This window comes from Plasticicumulans sp. (assembly GCF_035331805.1).
In the GTDB taxonomy this organism is placed as follows: domain Bacteria; phylum Pseudomonadota; class Gammaproteobacteria; order Competibacterales; family Competibacteraceae; genus Plasticicumulans.
Genome location: NZ_DAOLKE010000496.1, coordinates 1 through 2,042 on the forward strand (window position 1 = coordinate 1; position 2,042 = coordinate 2,042).

Sequence of the window (2,042 nt, forward strand, 5' to 3'; positions counted from 1 at the left end):
GCCGCCGCCGCGAACCGGCCGGTGCGCTGGTCGCTGAGCGGCAACGAGGCCTCGGGGCTCGGGGCGCTGCGCGGCGGCGTGCGCTTCGTCGCCGCGTATCCGATCACGCCGGCGACCGAGATCCTCGAATGGCTGGCCCCGCGCCTGCCGCCGCTCGGCGGCTGCCTGGTGCAGGCCGAGGACGAACTGGCCTCGGTCAACATGATCCTCGGCGGCGCCTTCGGCGGCGTGCCGTCGCTGACCGCGACCTCCGGGCCGGGCCTGGCGCTGATGACCGAATCGCTCGGCCTCGGCGTGGCCTCCGAAACCCCGGTCGTGGTCTGCAACGTCATGCGCGGCGGCCCGTCGACCGGCATCCCGACCAAGTCCGAGCAGTCCGACCTCGACATCGCGCTGCACGGCCTGCACGGCGATGCACCGCACCTCGTCACCGCCGCCACCGGCATCGCCGACTGCGCGTTCACGACGCAGTGGACCGTGCAGCTCGCCGAGGCGCTGCAGGTGCCGGCGATCGTGCTGAGCGACCAGGCCATGGGCCAGTCGCGCGCCGTCGTCGATGCGCTGCCCGATCCGGGTTTCCGCGCCGTGCGCCTGACCGCGCCGGCCGGCGTCGAGGGCTACCAGCGCTACGCCGTCACCGAATCCGGCGTCTCGCCGATGGCCGTGCCCGGCACGCCGGGCGGCAGCTTCGTCGCCGACGGCCTCGAACACGCGCCGCGCGGCACACCGTCGACGCAGGCCGCGCACCACCGCGAACAGCTCGACAAGCGCCACCGCAAGCTCGAAGTCCACGACTACGGCGAGCACTGGGCGCTGCTCGAAGGCGCACGCGACGCCGAGACCGCCGTGATCTGCTTCGGCTCGCTGACCGCCGCGGCACGCGAGGCGGTCGACCGGCTCAACGCCGCCGGCACGCCGGTGCGGCTGATCTCGCTGCGCCTGCTCGCCCCGGCGCTGCCGCTCGCCTTCGCCGCGGCGCTGCGCGGCGTGCGCCATGCGCTCGTCGTCGAACAGAACCACAGCCGGCAGTTCCTCGGCCATCTGCGCAGCCACTACCCGCTGCCGGTGCACACGCACGGCTACCACCGGCCCGGCCCGGTCGCGATCCGCCCCGGCGAGATCGTCGCCGCCGTCCGCTCCCTGCTCGCGCCGGTCGAGGCGCCCGTGACCGTCGAGGACTGACCGCCATGAACGACTGCAAGCTCACCCCCGCGCCAGCCCCGCTGACTGCCAAGGACTACCGCTCCGACCTCAAGCCGGTCTGGTGCGCCGGCTGCGGCGACTACGCCGTCATCGCCGCGATCACGCGCGCGCTCGCCGAACTGCAGCTGCCGCGCGAGGACGTGGCCTTCGTCTCCGGCATCGGCTGCTCGTCGCGCATCCCGGCGTACTCGGCCGTCTACGGCTTCCACGGCGTGCACGGCCGGGCGCTGCCGCTCGCCACCGGCCTCAAGGTCGCGCGGCCCGATCTGACCGTGCTGGTCGCCGGCGGCGACGGCGACGGCTTCTCGATCGGCGGCAATCACTTCCTGCACGCCTGCCGGCGCAACGCCGATGTGACCTACATCGTCATGGACAACAGCGTCTACGGCATGACCAAGGGCCAGGCCTCGCCGACCACGGCCGCCGACTGGACCGGCAGCGTGCTGACGCCCGACGGCCCCGGCGTGCCGGCGTTCCGGCCGCTGGAGATCGCACTCGCCGCCGGCGCAAGCTTCATCGCCCGCGCCTTCTCCGGCGACCCGACCACACTGGCCGCGCAGATCGTCGCCGGCATCCGCCACGAGGGCTTCTCGCTGATCCACGTGCTCTGCCCGTGCGTGACCTACCGGCCCGAGCAGCAGAAGGAGTTCAAGGCGCGCGTACACGCCGAATGGCAGCCGACCGACGACCGCCGCGAAGCCTTCGGCCGCCTGCTCGATGACGACGGCTACGCGACCGGCATCCTGTACCGCAACCCGCGCCCGGCCTACCGCGCGCCGCAGGTGGCAGCGACGACGCTGGACGCGATCGCCGCCGGCTTCGAGGTGGCGGCGGCCTGA

At 73.7% G+C, this 2,042-nt stretch carries 1 protein-coding gene and 1 pseudogene; both read left to right on the forward strand.

Translation table 11 applies throughout. The features are described from left to right. Nucleotides 1-1,182: pseudogene (locus tag PKE44_RS18765) on the forward strand (2-oxoglutarate synthase); the annotation flags it as partial. A gap of 5 nt (nt 1,183-1,187) precedes the next feature. Further along, the gene (locus PKE44_RS18770; RefSeq protein WP_324554268.1) at nt 1,188-2,042 is read left to right on the forward strand and encodes a 2-oxoacid:ferredoxin oxidoreductase subunit beta; all 855 of its coding nucleotides are present in this window, start codon (nt 1,188-1,190) and stop codon (nt 2,040-2,042) included.

Excerpts from the sequence above, each read along its gene's own strand:
- PKE44_RS18770 (WP_324554268.1), top strand. The coding sequence starts at position 1,188 with ATGAACGACTGCAAGCTCACCCCCGCGCCAGCCCCGCTGACTGCCAAG.